This window comes from Kocuria sp. CPCC 204721 (genome assembly GCF_040980945.1).
GTDB classification, from domain to species: domain Bacteria; phylum Actinomycetota; class Actinomycetes; order Actinomycetales; family Micrococcaceae; genus Kocuria; species Kocuria marina.
The window spans coordinates 53,056-67,591 of sequence record NZ_JAVKPO010000001.1; the positions used below are offsets into that span (position 1 = coordinate 53,056).

The following is a 14,536-nucleotide window of genomic DNA, read 5'->3' on the forward strand; positions in this document are numbered from 1 at the left end:
TCCCCAGTGAGGACCCAGCCCAGACCCTCGACAGAACGGAAGTCTACTAGCTTATTGCATTCGAAACCGTCCAGGCGTCCACTTTACGGTGGTAGCGCATGCCCCACACCCCGCCCAGGATCGAGCCCGCGAGTCCCAGCAGCACGAGACCCGCGAGCGCGATGAGACCCATTCCCACATCGCTCCCGATCAGCTCCTGCGCGACCCAGCGGGGACCGGCCGCCGTGGCGGCGTCGGCCCACAGCAACACCACGACCGAGGCGACGGCGCGCGCCAGCAGGGACCACAGCCACACGCTCATGCCCTGGGCGACCCCTGAGAAGCGCGCCATGCGCCCGGCCACGTACCCTCCCGCGATCATCGAGAGCAGTTCCACGACGCCCAGGACGGCGACGGCGATCCACGACTGCGCCGCCCCCGGCGCCTGCCATGCCCGGGCCAAGGTGTCGCCCGCTCCCCGGGTCACGTCCAGGCCCAGCTGGGGTCCCAGCAGCCCGGCGAGCGTGAGCAACAGGCCACCCAGTGAGATGGCCGTGAGCAGTCCCAACACCCCGGGGATCAGTTGCATACCGCCGAAGTGCTGGCGCTGCCGCCGCCGCAGTTCCTCCACTGTGGGCCGGGCCGCGGTGGTGGAGCCCTCCGGGCGCACCGCGGGGCGCATGGAGTCCCACGCGGCCTCGGCCGAGATCCGCTCGTTCGGGGGTGTGAGGTGGTCGTCGCCCACGGGGTCCGTGTTGCCGGAGCGCTCGTCCCGCGGGTGCAGGCGTCCGGAGGCGACGCCGGTGCGTCCCGTGCGCGGTGCCGTGTCCCGGGCGGGGGAGCGGACGTCGTCGTACGGGGAGACCGACGGCAGGGCGGCGGTGTCGCCGGCCGCGGCGTCGTCGTGCCGGACCCCGGGACGGGGGAGGGGGCGCGTGGCCTGGGCATCGCCGGCGGGGCTCACCCGGGAGGTCGGCTCGGTCCAGGGTGCGTTGCCGTCATCGAGAGGATCGCGAGCGGTGGAGGGGGACATGGAGGGCCTCGATTCGGCGGGGATTCCGGTGGCGGGTCCCCAGAAGTCTATCGAGACCGGGTCCGTGGGACGGGTCCGGGGCGCCGGGTGCGACGTCGTCGTGGGACGCGGGCGAATGTCCCGCGGCGGGCCGGGCGGGACGGTAGCCTCGCTGACATGGCTGAGACGAATTCCCGAGACTTCCTGGCGACCCGCCCGTGGACGGCGAGCTACGACCCCGGCGTTCCCCGAGACCTGGAGCTGCCCGAGACCTCCCTGGTGCACATGCTCGAGAAATCGGTGGCCCGCCACGGCGCGAAGACGGCGGTCGAGTTCTTCGGCGCGGGAATGACGTACGCGCAGCTCGGTGACCAGGTGCGACGGGTCGCGGAAGGACTGCGGCTGCTGGGCGTGCAGGCCGGGGACCGCGTGGCCATCGTGCTGCCCAACTGCCCCCAGCACATCGTGGCCTTCTACGCCGCCCTGCGGCTCGGGGCCATCGTGGTGGAACACAACCCGCTGTACACGACCCCGGAACTGCGCCACCAGTTCGAGGACCACGGTGCGCGCGTGGTGATCGCGTGGGACAAGGTCGCCGCGAGGATCACCGGGATGCCCAAGGACCTGGCCGTCGAGCACGTCGTGGCCGTGGACATCACCGCGAGCATGCCCACGATGATGCGCGTGGGACTGCGCCTGCCCCTCAAGAAGCTCGCCGAGCAGCGCCGAGAGCTCACCCAGCCGGCCCCGGGGACCATCGCGTGGAAGTCCCTCGTGGACTCCGACCCGATCCGTGAGGACCACCCCCGGCCCGCGGCCACGGACATCGCCCTGCTGCAGTACACGTCCGGGACCACGGGCCTGCCCAAGGGCGCCATGCTGAGCCACCGCAACCTGGAGTCCAACGCCGTGATGGGCCAGCACTGGTTGGACAGCTCGTCCGACGAGGTCGTCTACGGCGTGCTGCCCCTGTTCCACGCCTTCGGGCTGACCCTGGGTGTCACGTTCGCGATGTCCCTGGGCGCTAAGCTCGTCCTGTTCCCCACCGTGCGCGCGGACCTCATCCTGCGGGCCATGAAGAAGAGCATGCCCACGGTGCTGCCGGCCGTCCCGCCCGTGTACCAGAAGGTGCTCGACGCCGCCGCTGAGCAGGGGAAGGATCTCACCGGCATCCGGGTGGCGGTGTCCGGAGCCATGACCTTGCCCGTGCCCCTGGTCGAGACGTGGGAGGACGCCACGGGCGGGGTGCTGATTGAAGGCTACGGCCTCACCGAGTGCTCCCCGTTGGTCGCGTGCAACCCCCTCAACGAGCACCGCCGTTCGGGTTCGATCGGCATCCCCTTCCCCAGCACGGACGTGCGCATGGTGGATCCGGAGACGGGTGAGGACGTTCCCGAGGACGCGGAGGGTGAGCTGCTGGTCAAAGGCCCCCAGGTCACGCAGGGCTACTGGAAGCGCCCCGAGGAGACCGCGAAACTGTTCACGGGGGACGGCTGGCTGCGCACCGGTGACATCGTGACGGTGGACCAGGACGGCTTCCTGCGCGTGGTGGACCGGATTAAGGAAGTGGTGATCACCGGCGGCTTCAACGTGGCCCCCTCCGAGGTGGAGACCGCCCTGAAACTGCACGACAGTGTCGCGGACGCGGCCGTGGTGGGCATCCCCAACGACGACGGCAACGAGACCGTGGTTGCGGCGGTCGTGCTGGAACCCGGGGTCACCCTAGATGAGGACGCCCTGCGCAAGCACTGCTACGACAAGGTCACCCGCTACAAGGTGCCGCGCCGGATCGTGGCCATGGACGACCTGCCCCGCACGATGCTCGGTAAGACCCTGCGGCGAGCGGTCAAGCAGGACATCATCAAGAACAACCTGTTGGACTCCTGACACCTCTTCGGCCGGGATCAGCTCGGTCGGAACAACTCCTGCCGAACGGGCGTGCGCCACGGGGGCCGGGTGGCCTACATGGGGTTCAACCACCCCGGCCTGCTGGAGACGTTCTTCGCCGCGGGATCGCTCGGGGCGGCCGTAGTCCTGGTGAACCCCCGGCTGCGGCAGGCGGAAGTGGAATACATTCTGGGCGACTGCGGTGCCACCACCGTGGTCTTCGGGCAAGACCAACGCGAGAATGCTGCGGGTCTGGAGGCCGAACTGACCGGCGTGCGCTCCTGGGTGAGTGTGGACGGCCGCGGACCCGGGGAGGAGTACGAGCGGTTCCTGGCCTCCGGTTCCGAGGAGCTCGTGGACGAACCGGTGGAGCAGGACGACCTGGCCCTGATCATGTACACGTCCGGGACCACGGGCCGGCCCGAGGGTGCCACGCTCACGCACCAGACAACCTCTTCTACCAGTACGTCAACACCCTGATCGGTCAGGACCCGCGCCAGGACGAGGACCACCTGGCCGTGGCGCCCCTGTTCCACATTGCCGGGCTGACCATGATGACGCTGCCCACATTCATGCTGGGCGGGACCATCATCATCCACCGTCAGTTCCGCACCCCGGACGTGGTGACTCCGGGGGCATCGCCGTGGAGGACGAGGACGGGTACCTCTACATCAAGGACCGCATGAAGGACGTGTACATCTCGGGCGGGGAGAACGTGTACCCCGCGGAGGTGGAGAACGCCCTGCCGGGTCTCGAGGAGATCCAGGAAGCGGCCGTGATCGGTGTGCCGGACGGGCGTTGGGGCGAGACCGGCCGCGCGTTCGTCGTGCTGTTCGAGAACGCCCCTGAGCTGAGCGGGAACGAGATCCTCACCCGGCTGCGCGAGGGGCTGGCCACCTACAAGCTTCCCGCTCGGGTGGAGGTCGTGGCCGAACTGCCGCGCACTACCACGGGCAAGATCCAGAAGAACGTCCTGCGCGAACGCGCCTGATCCCGAGGAACCACCATGTCATCAACCACCGCCCCGGGGACCGAGCTGCGGTCCATGGATCGCAGGTCGCAGGACAGGGAAGCGCGCCGCGTGATCCTCTCCAGCTACCTGGGCTCCACCACCGAATACTACGACTTCCTGCTCTCCGCCTCCGCGCTGGTGTTTCCGCACGTGTTCTTCCAGGACCTGGACCCGGTGGCCGGCGTGATCGCCTCCTACGGGACGTTCGCCGCGGGGTACCTCGCGCGGCCCCTGGGCGGTGCGATCTTCGGTCACTTCGGGGACAAACTGGGCCGGAAGAAGATGCTCATCCTGCCCATGTTCGTCATGGGTATCGGCTCCACGCTGATCGGGCTGATCCCGTCCTCCGCGAGCATCGGTTCGCGGGGTGCGATCCTGCTCATCCTGCTGCGCGTATTCCAGGGCATCCCGGCTTCCGCCGGTGTGCACTTCGGCGTCGTCGAATTCTGACAATATCTATTTCTAATCCCTGTGATTATGGCTAAACTCCATATCAAGGTGGCGGACGGGGACCGGGGAGAACCATGGAGCTTCGACAACTCAACTACTTCATCGCAGTGGCGGAGGAGCGGCACTTCGGCCGTGCCGCCAAACGCTTGCACATGGCGCAACCGCCGTTGTCGCAACAGATCCGTCAGCTCGAGGAACAGCTCGGCGTCAAACTGCTGGACCGCACGACCCGGCGCGTGGACCTGACCCCGGCCGGACAGGAGCTGCTGGACCGCGGACGCCAGATCATCAACGAGGTGGAGACGCTCAAGGCGGACGTCTACCAGGTGGGCAACGGCGCCACCGGGGTGCTGCGCGTGGGCTTCTCTGGCTCGGCCACCTACAGTGTCATGCCGCGGCTCGTGCGCCACGCCAAGGAGCAGCTGCCCGGAGTCTCCCTCACCCTGCAGGGCGAGATGTTGACGCCAGCCATGGAGGCAGGACTGCGGGACCACACGCTCGACGCCGCGATCCTGCGCCCTCCCGTGGCATCCCAGGACATCGAGTACCGGATCGTGGGCCGGGAGAAGCTCGTGGTGGCCATGCCCAGCGACAGCCCCCTGGCGTCCGGGCGGCCCGTGGCGGCGAACGAACTGCAGGAGCAGAACTTCGTGTCCTACCCGCCGGGATCGGCCGTGCACCGCACCGTGTCCGAGATGTGCCGCCGGGCGGGCTTCCAGCTGCGCATCGCGCAGGTCACCCACGAGACCTCCACCATGCTCTCGTTTGTCGCGGCCAGCAGCGGGATCGCTGTGGTCCCCGAGTCCGTACGGGCGCTGCAGCTCGAGGGCGTGCTCTACGCGGGCCTCGAGGATTCCCCCGTGACCGAGATGGCCGTGGCCTGGCGGCGGGACGACCGCTCGGCCCTGCTGGGCAATTTCCTGGACCTCGTCATGGACGTCACCGACCACGACTGACCCGAGCACCACCCGCTCAAGAAAGGCGACCATGAACATCACCCGCATCGAGGCGATCCCCTACTCGATCCCCTACGTGCACCCCCTGCACTTCGCCTCGGGTTCCGTGACGGAAGCGGACCACGTCCTCGTGCGGGTGCACACGGACGAGGGCATCGTGGGCACCGCGGACACCCCGCCCCGGCCGTACACCTACGGTGAGACCCAGAAGTCCATCGTGGCGGTGATCGAGGACATCTTCTCCCCGCAGCTCAGCGGTCTGGACGCCTTCGCCCGGGAGCGGATGCAGACCGTCATGGACCGCACCTTCCACAACCAGACCGCCAAGGGCGCGGTGGACATCGCCGTGTGGGACGCGATTGGCCAGCTGCTCGGACAACCCGTGTCCACGCTGCTGGGCGGGTACACCGACCACATGAGCGTCTCCCACATGCTGGGGTTCAAGCCCGCGGAACAGCTGCTCGAGATCGCCCTGGAGTTCCGGGAGACCTACGGGATCACCACCTTCAAGCTCAAGACGGGGCGCCACCCCGTCTCGCTCGACGTCGAGGCCGCCCGCGTGCTGCGCGAGGGCCTGGGTCCCGAGGCGCGGATCTACATGGACGCCAACCGCGGGTGGAGCGCCAACGAGGCCTCCGAGGTCCTGCGCCTCACCGCGGACCTCGGCATGGAGTTCCTTGAGGAGCCCGACGACGCTCGGGAAGTCATGGGCCGACGTCGCCTCGTGAGCACCTCGCCCATCCCGATTGCCGCGGACGAGTCCGCCCCGAACCTGGGCACGGCGGCCAAGGAGCTGCTGAGCGGGGGAGCGAACCTGCTCGCGATCAAGACCGCGCGCTCGGGCTTCACTGAGGCCATCAAGATAGTGGGTCTCGCGGAGGGCCTGGGCGTGGACGTCTACGTGGGCAACCAGATCGACACCCAGGTGGGGACCATCGCGTCCGTGACCTTCGGCGCGGCCTTCTCCCACACGTCCAAGCGCGCGGGGGAGCTGTCCAACTTCCTGGACATGGCGGACGACCTGTTGGCCGAGCCCCTGCGGATCGTGGACGGGAAGATCCACGTGCGGGACGTCCCCGGGGTCGGCACCGTGATCGACGAGGACAAGCTCGCCTACTACCGGGCCCGCTGAGGCGGCCCGCCCCCGTCCCTCGCGCGGGGCGGGGGCGGGCCGCATCCTGCGTGCGGTCGTGGGCGGGTGGCGACACCCGGGTCGTCCCGGCTCTCGACTCCCGGCCCAGCAGGGCCCGTCATTCCTGCTCCGGTACAGGGCCGCGAGCTCGCCGCGGGAATAGATGCCGAACTTGGCATAGATCCCGGCCGCGGCTTCCTCGGCGTCGAGTTCGCTCACGGCCTTGTCCATGACCTGCTTCCAGTAGCCGTGCTGGACGGGGTGCAGGCCCTCGTCCTCGGTGCGCACACCGGAGGCCAGGACGTTGGTCACGCCGAGCGCGGTGGCCTGCTCGTCCGGGCCCTTGATCTCGTGGGCCATGCCGCGGCTCATGTCGTTCCACGGCGCGGAGGTGGCCTGGTACGTCTTCTGGCAGGAGCGGAACTCCTCGAGATCGTCCGGGGTGGCCATACCGGTGGCGTTGAAGAAGTCCTCGTACTGGCGGATCCGGTGGGCGCGGGACTTATCCGACTCACCCTTGGGAGCGATGCAGTAGATGGTGACCTCGGTCTTGTCCACGGCGATGGGGCGCACGTGACGGATCTGGGGGGAGAACTGGTCCATGAGGTACACGTTCGGGTACAGGCACAGGTTGCGGGAGATGTTGATCATGAAGTTAGCCATCTCCTCGCCGTACTTCTCCACGAGCTCCTCGCGGCGGTCTCACAGGGGACGGTCCTGGGGGTTGCCCCATTCCTGCCACAGCAGCAGGTGGCCGTGCTCGAACGAGCAGAACCCGCCCTTGGCCTTGCCCCACTTGCCGGCGTCCATGGCCTTGGTGCTGTTGGTCGAGTCACCCGCGGCACGGCGGGAGGTGGTGGCGGCGTAGTTCCAGTGCGTGGCGGTCACGTGGTAACCGTCCGCGTCGTTCTCCATCTGCACCTTCCAGTTGCCGTCGTAGGTGTAGGTGGACGCGCCACGCAGCACCTCGAGGCCCTCCGGGGACTGCTCCACGATGAAGTCGATCATTTTGGTGGCGTCACCCAGGTGCTCCTCGAGGGGTAGGACATCCGGGTTCAGCGATCCGAACAGGAAGCCCTTGTAGTTCTCGAAACGGGCTACCGTGGTGAGGTCGTGGGAGCCGTCCTTGTTGCAGTTCTCCGGGTAGCCGGCGCCGCGGGAGTCCTTGACCTTGAGCAGCTCACCGGAGTTGCGGAACGTCCAGCCGTGCAACGGGCAGGTGAACGTGGTGCGGTTGTCGGTCTTGCGGCGGCACAGCATGGCACCGCGGTGGGCGCACGCGTTGATCAGGGCGTGCAGTTCACCGTTCATGTCCCGGAGATCACGATGGGCTGACGGCCGATGTACGTGGCGGAGTAGTCGCCCACGTTGGGGATCTGCGAGTCGTGGGCCAGGTACACCCAGTTGCCCTCGAAGATGTGCTTCATCTCGAGCTCGAAGATCTCGGCGTCGGTGAAGATCTCGCGCTTGGCGCGGATGATCCCCTCCGCGCGGTCGTCCTCGACGGCGCCGTCGAGGACTTCGTGCAAACGGCTCAGGGTCTCGGTCATGGCGTAACTCCTTGAACATTGGGCGCCGACGTCAGCCGACGAGGTGGTGCGGGTGCGGGACCGAGGGGCCTGAGGGGTGCGATCCCGCAGGTGAACCAGCAGGTGCGTATCCCTCATGCTGGTGGAGGGTGATCCCACTCACATCAGAGGGAACTTTAGGCTGAACCTGGGGTCATTTTTTCGCGTTATAGAATAAGTGACACTCGATTGAATATTTGTTGAATATAGATTCGCCGCACTAATCTGAGACGGACGTCACGGATTGCAGTTTCGTGCCTCACGTTCGCCATCCGGCCAGGGATCCGATCGACAGGTCCGGAGTGCGGAGCGAGGGGCAGCTGCTATCACCCCCGGGCGTCCCCATCTGCTATGAGAACCGTGGAGGTCACCATGACTGACAACCCTTTCGCCGCACACCTCAAGGAGAGCCAGGGCACCGCCGCCGAAGCCGGTACCAAGGCCACCGAGCGTTTCGCCGCTTCCGGCAAGAAGTCCAAGCTCGACGTCCCCAAGGAGCGCGTCTCGCTGCTCGCGGGTGCGCTCATCAAGGCTGCCAACGACATCGTGGAAGAGCACGAGGTCACCTATGAGGAGTACAACGCCCTGAAGGCCTGGCTCATCAAGGTGGGCATGGATGGTGAGTGGCCGCTGTTCCTGGACGTGTGGCTCGAGCACACCGTGGAGGACGTCAACTCCAAGGAGCGCCCGGGCACCGTGGGCACCATCGAGGGCCCCTACTACGTGTCGAACGCCCCCGAACTGCAGACCCCTGCCACGCTCGAGATGCGCGAGGATGAGGAGGGCACACCGCTACTGTTCCACGGTGACTTCACCGACACCGACGGCAACCCCATCAAGGACGCCCAGGTGGAGATCTGGCACGCCGACGCCGCCGGGTTCTACTCCCAGTACGCGCCGGACATGCCCGAGTGGCTCTTCCGCGGCACCGTCAAGGCGGACGAGAACGGGCACTTCGAGATCCACACCATGCAGCCCGCTCCGTACCAGATCCCCACGGACGGTGCGTGCGGTCAGCTGATCGCCGCCGCCGGTTGGCACGCGTGGCGCCCCGCGCACATCCACATCAAGGTCTCTGCTCCCGGCTACCAGCTGGTCACCCAGCAGCTCTACTTCCCGGGTGACCCGCACAACGAGGACGACATCGCCTCGGCTGTGAAGCCCGAGCTCATGCTGGACGTTCAGGAGCGCGCGGACGGCTCCGGCAACGAGGTTCAGTACGACTACGTGCTCGCCAAGGAAGGCGAGAGCCGCTGAGTCTTTCGCTCGGTCCCGTTACGACGGCGCACCCCGACCCCGTGTTCGCGCACGGCGGTGGGGTGCTTTCGTTGGCGTGCCCACCGGTGGCATCGGTCAGCGATGCCAGCTGGAGGTGGGTCACCGGCAGCGGCCAGTTGCACCGGTCAAGGGTGCCGAACCTCGGAGGGAAACAGGCGGGGATGATCACACCTGACCGGGGGACAATACAAAGCATATGAATATAACGAAATAAGTCTACTTGTGATGCAGAGGACCCCCGGATTTCCGGGGGTCCTCGTCGATTCCGGGGATCATCAGTAGCTTTACTTGCGTATCAATGTAGTTGCTGCATAAAATCGGGTTGTCGGCCGAAGTGGCCCGGGCGCATCCCCCCAAATACGCGCCCGGATGATCCCCCGGCTGGCCGGCGTCCCGATCTCCCCCAGATTCGGGATGTCCGACGGGTCCTGCCGATCCCCCAAGTGGCAGGACCCGTCCCCTGTTAACGGGTTTTTTCTGGAAACCCGCGGGGCCCGTCGGCTGCGGCAAGCCCCGGGGTCCACCGCGAGGACCACGGCTCGAAGGCCCGTCAGGCGAGATCCATGGACCGCAAGCGCGGCAACACCTTGTCCGCGATGCTCACCAGGGCCGTCTGTTCCTCCTCGCTGAGCCGGTCCATGAACGCGGCACGCACCATCTCCAGGTGGGCGGGGGCCGCGCGCGCGATGACCTCGCGCCCGTGCTCGGTGATCCCCACCACGAGCCCGCGGGCATCGGTGGGGCTGGGGGAGCGGCAGATCATGTCCCGCCGTTCCATACGGGAGAGCATGTGGGATAACCGCGAGCGTTCCCAGCCCAGTTCCCGGAGCAAATCACGCGAAGGCAGTTCCCCCGAGTCGCTCTCGGACAGCGGGACGAGGACCTCGTACTCGGATCCGGACAGTTTGCTGTCACGTTGCAGCTGCCGGTCCACCGCGCGCTCCATGCTGCGGGACAGGGTCAGGAAGCTGCGCCACACCCGGTCCTCGGTGTCGCTGAGCCACGGCGTGTGCCGGGTGCCGGTCGTGCTGTCCATGGGTGTTTCCTCGTGGTGCGCCGCGCGGGGCGGGGGCTGGCGGGTGGGCGGGGGTGTCAGTCCCGGGGGTCGTGTCTGATCCAGTCCGAATCGTAATAGTTGCCTTCGTCCCGCCGGTCCCGGTCACGCAGTCGCTCGGCGTAGTCCGTGGGACGAAGGGGCGAATCGTCGTCGTCGGGCCGGGTGAGCCGGGACGTGGCCACGAGGCCGAAACCGAGCCCGGCACCCACGATCATGGTCATCCCACCCACGATGAACGCCAGGATGTAGTCGTCCAGCAGGTCCGCGGGCACGGAGGACCCGAGCCACGAGGGGACTACGAAGGCCGTGGCGATGCAGCCGAGGCCCAGGAGCAGCAGGGCCGCAGGGATCAGCCACAGCTTGGACCACGCACGGCGCACGGGTTGCGTGGGATCCCGGAAGATCGGCAGCGCCCGGGTCTGCACGAGCGCGTACCCCGCGACCCCGGCCACCGTGAGGACCGCCCCGATGACCCAGCCGAGCCACGCGCCCTGCGCGATCAGACCGAGGCCGACGAGCAGCCCCAGCAGGACCACGGTGAAGGACAGCCCGCGGCCCATGCGCCGCGCCGCACGCGACGACGCCGCGCGGGCCTCCGCTGACGGGGACGCAGCCAGGCGCGGGGTCGCGGCGGACGGGGACCCAGTGGACGGCGCCGCGGTCGGGGAGCCGGGGGAGGCGGCCGAGCCGGGCGCCGTCGTTCCGCCCGAAGCAGACTGGGTGTCCCGGTCAGCGGAACCCTGCGGGCCCCCGGGACCCTGCGCATCCCCGGGACCCGTGGTGCGGATGCCGTAGGTCGGGCGTTCGCGGGGAGCGGGCACGGGTGACCGCGCGCCGCCGCGTGACGGTGCGTCCTGGGAGGGGGAATCGGACGGGTCGTGCTCGTCCCGTGGGTGTGGGGCAGAAGTCATGGGCAAGTTCTCGGGTGAGGGGACAACGGGCTCACGCGGGGTGTTTCGACAGGGCCACTGTAGCCCTCCGCGCGAGTCCTCCGCGCGGTCCAGGGCACCCCGGGGCTACCCCACTCGAGGATTGGTGACGTATCATCAAAATATATTCACGGAAGGTACAGCATGTTGGATTCCACGACCCAGAACATCGAACAGGCCGAGGACGGGCGCTACTCCACCGCCGGGGCCTACGTCCACAAGGGCGAGGAGTACAACCGCGACACCACCTACATCGAGGACCGCATCGTGGCGGACCCGGAGCACGCGGAACTGGCCGAAGGCGCCCGGGCGTGGCCCGTGGAGGCCGGTCGGTACCGGTTGGTGGCCGCGCGGGCGTGCCCGTGGGCCAACCGCACGCTGATCGTGCGCCGCCTGCTGGGCCTGGAGGACGCCATCTCGGTGGGCCTGCCCGGACCCACTCACGATTCCCGTTCGTGGCGTTTCGACCTGGACCCGGATGGGCGCGACCCCGTGCTGGGCACCGAGCGGCTGCAGGAGAACTACTTCAAGCGCTTCCCGGACTACCCCCGGGGGATTACGGTGCCGGCCATCGTGGACATCCCCACGGGCCAAGTGGTGACCAATAACTTCCCGCAGATCACCGAGGACTTCAGTACCGAGTGGAAGCAGTTCCACCGGGAGGGCGCCCCCGATCTGTGGCCCGAGGAGCTCGTGCCCGAGATGCGCGAGGTGATGCACCGCATCTACACCGAGATCAACAACGGTGTGTACCGCTGCGGTTTCGCGGGCTCGCAGGAGGCCTACGAGTCTGCGTACGAGCGGTTGTGGACGGCCATGGACTGGGTCGAGGAACGGCTCTCCGGCCAGCGCTACCTCATGGGCGATCACATCACCGAGGCGGACGTGCGCTTGTTCACCACCCTCGCACGTTTCGACCCGGTGTACGTGAGCCACTTCAAGGCGTCCCGGAACAAGCTCACGGAGATGCCCAACCTGTGGGGTTACGCGCGCGATCTGTTCCAGACCCCGGGCTTCGGTGACACCGTGGACTTCCAGCAGATCAAGGAGCACTACTTCGTCGTGCACCGGGACATCAACCCGTCCGGCATCGTGCCGCTCGGCCCGTCCCTGGAGAACTGGACGAGCCCCCACGGTCGCGAGTCGCTGGGCGGCTCGCCGTTCGCCCCCGGTGCCACGGCATCGGGTCCCGTGCGGGACGACGAGCGAGTGGACCCGGACCACACCCCGCTCGCCTCCTGATCACCTCACGCGGCCCCCGGACGATGCGCAGGACCCGTCCGGGGGCCGCGCGGTGCCGCGTGCGCCCGTGTGGTGTTGAGCGCCCTCACCGGGGGTACGCCATGCCGTACGGAGGTCGCTTCTCATCGCGCGACGCCGGGGTGGTTCACGCATCCTCGTGGGATCCCCACAAACCCCCGGCGGGGGCTTTTGTGCCCCGGCCCGACGGCGCTCGATGGCCCCTCGTACTAGGGTTGATGTCGCGTGTCGGGTGACTTCACCCGCGCGGCACCGCCGCCGTACCGCACCCGATGGGCGCTCGCCGCGGTCCCGGACGACACCCCGATCCCACGGTTACGAATCGCGCCCTGACGCCGTCGTCCCGCGGGGCGCGACGAGCCGCCCCGAACGCACCCAGACCGATCCCACCCACTTCCCCAGGAGACCCATGGCCCCGTACCGTAACCAACGCGCCGCTGCACTTCCCGCGCGACTCTCCCGCTCGTGGTTGCTGACGTCGGCGGCGGACACGTCGCTGTTCGCGCCCGCGCTGGCCTCGGAAGCGGACTCCGTGATCCTGGACATCGAGGACGCGGTGCCGGAGGAGGACAAGGATCGCGCCCGTGAGGACATGATGGAGGCCATGCACCAGGGCGTGAGCGCATGGGTGCGGATCAACGACATCACCACCCCGCACTGGGAGAAGGACCTGGCCGCGCTGAATGAGGTCGACAACCTGCGGGGCATCGTGCTCGCCAAGACCGAGCACCCGGACCACATCACCAAGACCGCCATGATGAGCCACGCGGGAATCCCTGTGGTCGCACTGATCGAGTCCGCCGTGGGCCTCATGAACGCGTACGACATTGCGCGCGCCCCGGGCGTGTTCCGGCTCGCGTTCGGTGTGGGCGACTTCCGCCGTGACACCGGTGCCTCGGGGGACCCCATGGCCCTGGCGTTCGCGCGCTCGACCCTGGTCACGGCGTCGCGCGTGGGTGAGCTGCCCGGTCCCATCGACGGCCCCACCAACGGGGTGTCCGGGGCGGAGCTCGAGGCCGCGTGCAAGGTCACGCAGTCCATGGGCATGACGGGCAAGCTGTGCCTGAACCCGGACCAGACGGACGGCATCAATCACGCGTTGGCCCCGAGCGATCAGGAGATCCGCTGGGCCCGTGAGATGATCGAGCAGGCCGAGTCCGGTCACGCCGGTGCGGACGGTTCCTACCTCCCGCGCCTCGCGCGCGCCAAGAAGGTCTCGGAACTCGCGGAGACCTACGGCCTCTGGAACAGCTGATCCGCCGCGGGGTCCGTCCAGCGGGCCCAGCTGCGGACTCCCCGCACCTACAGCGGCAGTCCCCACACCCGCAGCATGTCCCCGACCGCGGGGTCGGCCAACGACTCCGCCCGGAAGTGGGACGTGATGGGTTCGTCGTGGCCGTGGGGCACTCCCAGCACCCACAGTCCCGCGGCGACCGCGGCTGCGGTGCCCGCGGGGGAGTCCTCGACAGCAAGCGCGTCCGCGGGCTCCACTCCCAGGCGCCGCGCGGCCTCCTCGTAGATGTCCGGGGCGGGTTTGCCGCGGGGTACGTCCTGCGCGCTGACCCACGTCACGACGACGTCCGCGAGGCCGATCGCGTGCATCTTCCGATCCAGGATCCCGCGGGTGGAGTTGCTCGCCACGGCTACCGGGACCCGCTGGGCGCACGCCCGCACGGTCTCGATCGCGCCCGGTAACGGTTCCAGGACCTCACCGACCACGTCCTCCTCGGTGCGCACGAGCCGCTCGTACACGGCGTCGAACCCGGGAGCGGGCTCGTCCCGCTGCTCGGCCACGGCTGCCGCGCGCCGCGAGATGTCCCGGGCCACGTCCGCGGCGGACAGCCCCATGAGGGACGTGCCCGCGCGCTCGTCGAGCGTCACGCCGAACGATTCGGCGACCTGGGCCTGCACACGCGCCCACGCGCTCTCGGTGTCCATGAGCACGCCGTCGCAGTCGAAGACGACGGCGCGCGGGCGCCAGTGCGGGCCCGGGCCGGGCAGGGTGGTATCCATGCC

The 14,536-nt window shown here is 68.4% G+C and carries 14 protein-coding genes and 1 pseudogene; 9 read left to right on the forward strand and 6 right to left on the reverse strand.

What is annotated here, in order from left to right; all coding sequences use genetic code 11:
• Nucleotides 1-46: 46 nt before the first annotated feature.
• Nucleotides 47-1,012: a hypothetical protein gene (locus tag RF637_RS00240; RefSeq protein WP_368843849.1), complete on the reverse strand. Its 966-nt coding sequence runs from the start codon at nucleotides 1,010-1,012 to the stop codon at nucleotides 47-49.
• Between the two features lie 156 nt (nucleotides 1,013-1,168).
• Between RF637_RS00240 and RF637_RS00245 the strand changes: the two genes are divergently transcribed.
• The 6 genes and pseudogenes from RF637_RS00245 (at nucleotide 1,169) to RF637_RS00270 (ending at nucleotide 6,428) form a co-directional block, all read left to right on the forward strand.
• Nucleotides 1,169-2,878, forward strand: a complete 1,710-nt coding sequence (locus RF637_RS00245) for a long-chain-fatty-acid--CoA ligase (protein WP_368843850.1) — start codon at nucleotides 1,169-1,171, stop codon at nucleotides 2,876-2,878.
• A 78-nt stretch (nucleotides 2,879-2,956) separates the two neighbouring features.
• Nucleotides 2,957-3,358, forward strand: a complete 402-nt coding sequence (locus RF637_RS00250; RefSeq protein ID WP_368843851.1) for an AMP-binding protein — start codon at nucleotides 2,957-2,959, stop codon at nucleotides 3,356-3,358.
• A 163-nt stretch (nucleotides 3,359-3,521) separates the two neighbouring features.
• Entirely contained in the window at nucleotides 3,522-3,869 is a 348-nt protein-coding gene (locus tag RF637_RS00255; RefSeq protein ID WP_368843852.1) for a class I adenylate-forming enzyme family protein, read from the forward strand.
• 15 nt (nucleotides 3,870-3,884) lie between these two features.
• Nucleotides 3,885-4,298, forward strand: a pseudogene (locus tag RF637_RS00260) (MFS transporter); the annotation flags it as partial.
• Between the two features lie 116 nt (nucleotides 4,299-4,414).
• The gene (locus RF637_RS00265) at nucleotides 4,415-5,296 is read left to right on the forward strand and encodes a LysR family transcriptional regulator (RefSeq protein WP_368843853.1); all 882 of its coding nucleotides are present in this window, start codon (nucleotides 4,415-4,417) and stop codon (nucleotides 5,294-5,296) included.
• A gap of 31 nt (nucleotides 5,297-5,327) precedes the next feature.
• Complete coding sequence (locus tag RF637_RS00270; protein ID WP_368843854.1) at nucleotides 5,328-6,428, forward strand: mandelate racemase/muconate lactonizing enzyme family protein; 1,101 nt, start codon at nucleotides 5,328-5,330, stop codon at nucleotides 6,426-6,428.
• Between the two features lie 702 nt (nucleotides 6,429-7,130).
• On the opposite strand, the gene RF637_RS00275 is transcribed toward RF637_RS00270, so the two are convergent.
• Both RF637_RS00275 and RF637_RS00280 read right to left on the reverse strand, forming a co-directional pair.
• Nucleotides 7,131-7,739 carry a Rieske 2Fe-2S domain-containing protein gene (locus RF637_RS00275; RefSeq protein WP_368843855.1) on the reverse strand — a complete coding sequence of 203 codons (609 nt, stop codon included), beginning with the start codon at nucleotides 7,737-7,739 and terminating at the stop codon, nucleotides 7,131-7,133.
• Nucleotides 7,736-7,978: a hypothetical protein gene (locus tag RF637_RS00280; RefSeq protein ID WP_368843856.1), complete on the reverse strand. Its 243-nt coding sequence runs from the start codon at nucleotides 7,976-7,978 to the stop codon at nucleotides 7,736-7,738. The genes RF637_RS00275 and RF637_RS00280 overlap by 4 nt, the downstream gene beginning before the upstream one ends.
• A 390-nt stretch (nucleotides 7,979-8,368) precedes the next feature.
• On the opposite strand from RF637_RS00280, the gene catA reads away from it, so the two are divergent.
• Complete coding sequence (catA, locus tag RF637_RS00285) at nucleotides 8,369-9,253, forward strand: catechol 1,2-dioxygenase (protein WP_368843857.1); 885 nt, start codon at nucleotides 8,369-8,371, stop codon at nucleotides 9,251-9,253.
• 571 nt (nucleotides 9,254-9,824) lie between these two features.
• Here catA and RF637_RS00290 read toward each other — a convergent pair.
• On the reverse strand, nucleotides 9,825-10,310 hold the full coding sequence (locus tag RF637_RS00290; protein ID WP_085106129.1) for a MarR family winged helix-turn-helix transcriptional regulator: 486 nt from the start codon (nucleotides 10,308-10,310) through the stop codon (nucleotides 9,825-9,827).
• Between the two features lie 56 nt (nucleotides 10,311-10,366).
• The gene (locus tag RF637_RS00295) at nucleotides 10,367-11,242 is read right to left on the reverse strand and encodes a hypothetical protein (protein WP_368843858.1); all 876 of its coding nucleotides are present in this window, start codon (nucleotides 11,240-11,242) and stop codon (nucleotides 10,367-10,369) included.
• Between the two features lie 162 nt (nucleotides 11,243-11,404).
• Here RF637_RS00295 and RF637_RS00300 point away from each other — a divergent pair, with 162 nt between their 5' ends.
• Both RF637_RS00300 and RF637_RS00305 read left to right on the forward strand, forming a co-directional pair.
• Nucleotides 11,405-12,502 carry a glutathione S-transferase family protein gene (locus RF637_RS00300; protein ID WP_368843859.1) on the forward strand — a complete coding sequence of 366 codons (1,098 nt, stop codon included), beginning with the start codon at nucleotides 11,405-11,407 and terminating at the stop codon, nucleotides 12,500-12,502.
• 427 nt (nucleotides 12,503-12,929) lie between these two features.
• Complete coding sequence (locus RF637_RS00305; RefSeq protein WP_167318053.1) at nucleotides 12,930-13,775, forward strand: CoA ester lyase; 846 nt, start codon at nucleotides 12,930-12,932, stop codon at nucleotides 13,773-13,775.
• Nucleotides 13,776-13,822: 47 nt separating this feature from the next.
• Here the strand turns inward: RF637_RS00305 and RF637_RS00310 are convergent, their stop codons facing one another.
• Complete coding sequence (locus RF637_RS00310) at nucleotides 13,823-14,533, reverse strand: HAD family phosphatase (RefSeq protein ID WP_167318054.1); 711 nt, start codon at nucleotides 14,531-14,533, stop codon at nucleotides 13,823-13,825.
• Between the last annotated feature and the right edge of the window lie 3 nt (nucleotides 14,534-14,536).

Coding starts and splice junctions, on each gene's coding strand:
- RF637_RS00240 (WP_368843849.1), bottom strand. CDS start 1,012: ATGTCCCCCTCCACCGCTCGCGATCCTCTCGATGACGGCAACGCACCC.
- RF637_RS00245 (WP_368843850.1), top strand. CDS start 1,169: ATGGCTGAGACGAATTCCCGAGACTTCCTGGCGACCCGCCCGTGGACG.
- RF637_RS00250 (WP_368843851.1), top strand. CDS start 2,957: ATGGGGTTCAACCACCCCGGCCTGCTGGAGACGTTCTTCGCCGCGGGA.
- RF637_RS00265 (WP_368843853.1), top strand. CDS start 4,415: ATGGAGCTTCGACAACTCAACTACTTCATCGCAGTGGCGGAGGAGCGG.
- RF637_RS00270 (WP_368843854.1), top strand. CDS start 5,328: ATGAACATCACCCGCATCGAGGCGATCCCCTACTCGATCCCCTACGTG.
- RF637_RS00275 (WP_368843855.1), bottom strand. CDS start 7,739: ATGAACGGTGAACTGCACGCCCTGATCAACGCGTGCGCCCACCGCGGT.
- RF637_RS00280 (WP_368843856.1), bottom strand. CDS start 7,978: ATGACCGAGACCCTGAGCCGTTTGCACGAAGTCCTCGACGGCGCCGTC.
- catA (WP_368843857.1), top strand. CDS start 8,369: ATGACTGACAACCCTTTCGCCGCACACCTCAAGGAGAGCCAGGGCACC.
- RF637_RS00290 (WP_085106129.1), bottom strand. CDS start 10,310: ATGGACAGCACGACCGGCACCCGGCACACGCCGTGGCTCAGCGACACC.
- RF637_RS00295 (WP_368843858.1), bottom strand. CDS start 11,242: ATGACTTCTGCCCCACACCCACGGGACGAGCACGACCCGTCCGATTCC.
- RF637_RS00300 (WP_368843859.1), top strand. CDS start 11,405: ATGTTGGATTCCACGACCCAGAACATCGAACAGGCCGAGGACGGGCGC.
- RF637_RS00305 (WP_167318053.1), top strand. CDS start 12,930: ATGGCCCCGTACCGTAACCAACGCGCCGCTGCACTTCCCGCGCGACTC.
- RF637_RS00310 (WP_167318054.1), bottom strand. CDS start 14,533: ATGGATACCACCCTGCCCGGCCCGGGCCCGCACTGGCGCCCGCGCGCC.